The organism is Acidisphaera rubrifaciens HS-AP3, assembly GCF_000964365.1.
Classification (GTDB): domain Bacteria; phylum Pseudomonadota; class Alphaproteobacteria; order Acetobacterales; family Acetobacteraceae; genus Acidisphaera; species Acidisphaera rubrifaciens.
The window spans coordinates 1-3,720 of sequence record NZ_BANB01000442.1 but is presented as its reverse complement, the minus strand read 5'-3'; the positions used below and the strand labels follow the sequence as shown (position 1 = coordinate 3,720).

The 3,720-nt window shown below is 70.0% G+C and carries 5 protein-coding genes; 4 read left to right on the top strand and 1 reads right to left on the bottom strand.

Features of this window, described 5'->3' with window-relative positions:
• The first annotated feature begins 21 nt into the window (after positions 1–21).
• The 3 genes from lpxD to lpxA all read left to right on the top strand — a co-directional run bounded on the left by lpxD (position 22) and on the right by lpxA (position 2,574).
• The gene (gene lpxD, locus B8460_RS12695) at positions 22–1,065 is read left to right on the top strand and encodes a UDP-3-O-(3-hydroxymyristoyl)glucosamine N-acyltransferase (protein WP_052945235.1); all 1,044 of its coding nucleotides are present in this window, start codon (positions 22–24) and stop codon (positions 1,063–1,065) included.
• 5 nt (positions 1,066–1,070) lie between these two features.
• Positions 1,071–1,562 (top strand): 3-hydroxyacyl-ACP dehydratase FabZ, encoded by a 492-nt coding sequence (gene fabZ, locus B8460_RS12690; RefSeq protein WP_048861970.1) that lies wholly within the window; start codon positions 1,071–1,073, stop codon positions 1,560–1,562.
• Positions 1,563–1,734: 172 nt separating this feature from the next.
• Positions 1,735–2,574 carry an acyl-ACP--UDP-N-acetylglucosamine O-acyltransferase gene (gene lpxA / locus B8460_RS12685; RefSeq protein WP_241771184.1) on the top strand — a complete coding sequence of 280 codons (840 nt, stop codon included), beginning with the start codon at positions 1,735–1,737 and terminating at the stop codon, positions 2,572–2,574.
• A 62-nt stretch (positions 2,575–2,636) separates the two neighbouring features.
• Here lpxA and B8460_RS12680 read toward each other — a convergent pair whose 3' ends face one another.
• A complete protein-coding gene (locus tag B8460_RS12680) occupies positions 2,637–2,828 on the bottom strand; it encodes a hypothetical protein (RefSeq protein ID WP_048861969.1) in 192 nt (63 codons plus the stop codon).
• A gap of 178 nt (positions 2,829–3,006) precedes the next feature.
• On the opposite strand from B8460_RS12680, the gene B8460_RS12675 reads away from it, so the two are divergent.
• Positions 3,007–3,720 (top strand): LpxI family protein (locus B8460_RS12675; RefSeq protein ID WP_048861968.1); only part of this gene is annotated, 714 nt, incomplete at its 3' end.

Sequence of the window (3,720 nt, the reverse complement as noted above, 5' to 3'; positions counted from 1 at the left end):
GGCACTGAGGGGCGCGGGTCCGTGGCGGGGGATGCCCGGTTCTTCCGGCGGGCCGGGCCGCACAGCCTGGCGACCCTGGCGCAGGCCGCCGGCCTCGATCTGGCCGACGGCCCGCCGGACCGGCTGATCCAGGGCGTCGGGCCGCTGCAGGCGGCAGGGGCGGAGGAGATCAGCTTTCTCGACAACCGCCTCTACCTGCCGGCGCTGCGCGCGACGCAGGCGGGGGCGGTCATCGTCCACCCCGATCATCGCGAAGCGGTGCCGGCGGGTACGGCCGTGCTGCTGTCGGCCAAGCCCTATGAAGCATGGGCACGGGTGGCCACGCTCTTTCATCCGCTGCCGCCCGCCGTGGCCGGGGTCCACCCGAGCGCGGTCGTCGATCCCGCCGCGCGGGTCGATGCCTCGGCCGAGATCGGCCCGCTCGCGGTGATCGCCGCCGGGGCGGAGATCGGGCCCCGCTGCCGCGTGGGCGCGCACGCCGTGATCGGCGAGGGCGTCGCGATCGGCGAGGATTGCCGCATCGGCCCGCACGCCACGCTGAGCCACGCGATCCTCGGCCGCCGCGTCTATGTCTATCCCGGCGCGCGCATCGGTCAGGAAGGCTATGGCTTCGCCATTACCGACCGCGGCTTCCTGTCGGTGCCGCAGGTCGGGCGCGTTCTGCTGGAGGACGACGTGGAGGTCGGCGCCAACACGACGATCGACCGCGGCAGCCTGCAGGACACGGTGATCGGCGCCGGCTCGCGCCTCGACAACCTGGTGCAGATCGGGCACAACGTGCGTATCGGTCGCGCATGCGCCATCGTCGCGCAGGTGGGCATCGCGGGCTCGGCGGTGATCGAGGACTTCGTTTTGATCGGCGGGCAGGCAGGGCTTGTCGGCCATATCCGCGTCGGCGCCGGTGCGAAAATCGGCGCACAGGCGGGTGTGATGTCCGATATTCCCGCCCGGGCGGACTATGTTGGCAGCCCGGCCCAGCCGGCACGTGACACCATGCGGCAGATCGCGACCCTGCGCCGGCTGGCGCAGTCGGGACGCAGGCACCGCGACGGCAAGACGGACTGACCCTGATGGACGCCACGACCAGCCAAGACCAGCCCCAGCCGGCCGATGCGCGCGTGATCGATGTAATCGACATCGCGCGGATCATGCACCTGATCCCGCACCGCTACCCGTTCCTGCTGATCGACAAGGTCGTCGACGTGGTGCTCGGCGAGCGGGCGGTCGGCGTGAAGAACGTCACCATCAACGAGAACTTCTTCCAGGGGCATTTCCCGACCCATCCGGTCATGCCGGGCGTGCTGATCATCGAGAGCATGGCCCAGACCGCCGCCGTCTTCGTCGTCGAGACGCTCGGGCCGGCGGCGCATGGCAAGGTCGTCTATTTCATGTCCATCGACAGCGCCAAGTTCCGCCGCCCCGTCGTGCCCGGCGATCAGCTGCGCATTCATGTCGTCAAGGAACACGCAAGGCGCAACGTCTGGAAGGTGAACGCCGTCGCCCGCGTGGACGGCGTCGCCGTGGCCGAGGCCACCTATACGGCGATGATCGTCGACCGCTAGCAACCCAGCCCCGCCGAGGCCTGTCATCTGCTGAAACATAAGCAGAAACAGCCAGTTACGCGGCCTCTCTGTAATACCCGGCAACAATGATTGTCTTGGCCCGGGAGTCGTCGAGCGCCTAGCTTGTGCAGTGCACACGGCGCATGTCCCCCTGATGAAGGCAAGTTCACGCATGGACGGATACCGCGAAACCGGGCTGGCGACGATGGTGCATCCGAACGCGGTGGTCGATCCGCGCGCCGAACTCGGCAGCGGCGTGCGCATCGGGCCGTTCTGCACGGTCGGTCCCGACGTGGTGCTGGGCGACAACGTGGAGCTGGTGTCCCATGTCGTCGTCGCCGGGCGTACGCGCATCGGCGAGGGGACGGTGGTGCAGCCCTTCGCCTCGATCGGTCTGCCGCCGCAGGACCTGAAATACCGCGGCGAGCCGACGCGCTGCGAGATCGGCGCCGGCGTGCAGATACGCGAGCATTGCTCGATCCATCGTGGCACGCCGCAGGGGCGGGGCGTCACCCGCATCGGCGACGGCTGCATGCTGATGAACGTCGTCCACGTCGCGCATGACTGCCAGATCGGCAATCACGTCGTGATCGCCAACAACGTCGTCATGGGCGGCCACGTGGTGATCGACGACAACGCGGTGATCGGCGGCGGCGCGGCCCTGCATCAGAATATCCGTATCGGCCGCGGCGCCATGATCGGCGGCATGGTCGGCGTCCCGGGCGACGTCGTGCCGTTCGCCATGGTGACGGCCAACCGGGCCGGCTGGGTCGGCGGTCTGAACGTGATCGGGCTGCAGCGGCGCGGCTATGGCCGCGAGCAGGTGCACCGGCTGCGGGCCGCGTTCCGTCTGCTGTTCGGCAAGACCGGCGTGCTCGCCACCCGGTACGAGGAGACGCGCGCCGGCTTCGGCGACGATCCGCTGGTGGCCGAGGTGCTCGACTTCATCATGACCCAGGGTAAGCGCGGACTGACCCCGGCCAACCTGACCGGCGACCCCGAGACGACCTGAGGCGTCACGACGCCGGCCGCCGCGATCCCGCCCTGCCAGACCTCCACTTCGCTGGGTGCGGATCAGTGTAGGCGAACGCGATCCTGCGGGCCGGTCCCGCGTCGCTCCGCCGCGCAGGCGGCGATGGCGTCGGACAGGGCCGTCACCGTCTGGGTCATCCGCAGGCTCGCCGCCTCCGCCACCAGCATGCGCAGGCATTCCAGAATGCCCGCGGCCGTGGGGGCTTCACCCTTGCCGGGGACGTCGTCGCTCATGCGTCAATCCGATCCTGGAACCCACCCGTCTTCCTCACATTCATGTGAGCCTGATGCGTCGCCGGTCAAGCGGATTTGCAAGGTAGAAGTGTAATCCTTTGGTCATGTATTCGTCCCCTATGACGCTCTCGCGTAGTTCGTTCAACCAGAGCGCGCATGAGCGACTTCGTTGCTCGCCATGACCGCGGCGGCGGAGAGCGGGGTGGTGGCCGGCACGCTGGGAATCCTCGCGGGCGGGGGTTCGCTGCCTGGGTCGGTGGCCGCGGCGGCACGCGCGGCGGGGCGGGAGGTCTTCATCGTCGGGCTTGAGGGATATGCCGAGCCGTCGGTGCTCGCCCCCTATCGCCATGCCTTTGCGCGACTGGGGGCGGTCGGCCGGATCAAGGCGCTGCTGGAGGCGAACGGGGCGCGCGATCTGGTGCTGATCGGCGCGGTGCGGCGGCCATCGATGCTTCATCTCCGCCCGGATGCCGAGGGGGTGCGGTTCCTCGCCCGTCTCGGCCGGGCCGCCTTCCTCGGCGATGACGGCATCCTGCGTGCCGTCATCCGGGTGCTGGGCGAAGACGGGTTCCGCGTCCTGGGCGTGCAGGACGTGATGGCGGGCGTGCTGATGCCGGAGGGCTGCCTTACCCGCGCGACGCCCGACGCGGCCGCGCGCGCCGATATCGCGCGTGGTCATGCGGTCGCCACGGCGCTCGGGCAACTCGATGTCGGGCAGGGCTGCGTCGTGCAGCAGGGACTTGTGCTCGCCGTCGAGGCGATCGAGGGCACCGACGCGATGCTCGCCCGCGCCGGCAGCCTGGCGCGCGAGGGGCCGGGCGGGGTGCTGGTCAAGCTGCGCAAGCCGGGACAGGAGGCGCGGGCCGACCTGCCGACGATCGGGCCGGCGACC

Excerpts from the sequence above, each read along its gene's own strand:
- fabZ (WP_048861970.1), top strand. The coding sequence starts at position 1,071 with ATGGACGCCACGACCAGCCAAGACCAGCCCCAGCCGGCCGATGCGCGC.
- lpxA (WP_241771184.1), top strand. The coding sequence starts at position 1,735 with ATGGACGGATACCGCGAAACCGGGCTGGCGACGATGGTGCATCCGAAC.
- B8460_RS12680 (WP_048861969.1), bottom strand. The coding sequence starts at position 2,828 with ATGAGCGACGACGTCCCCGGCAAGGGTGAAGCCCCCACGGCCGCGGGC.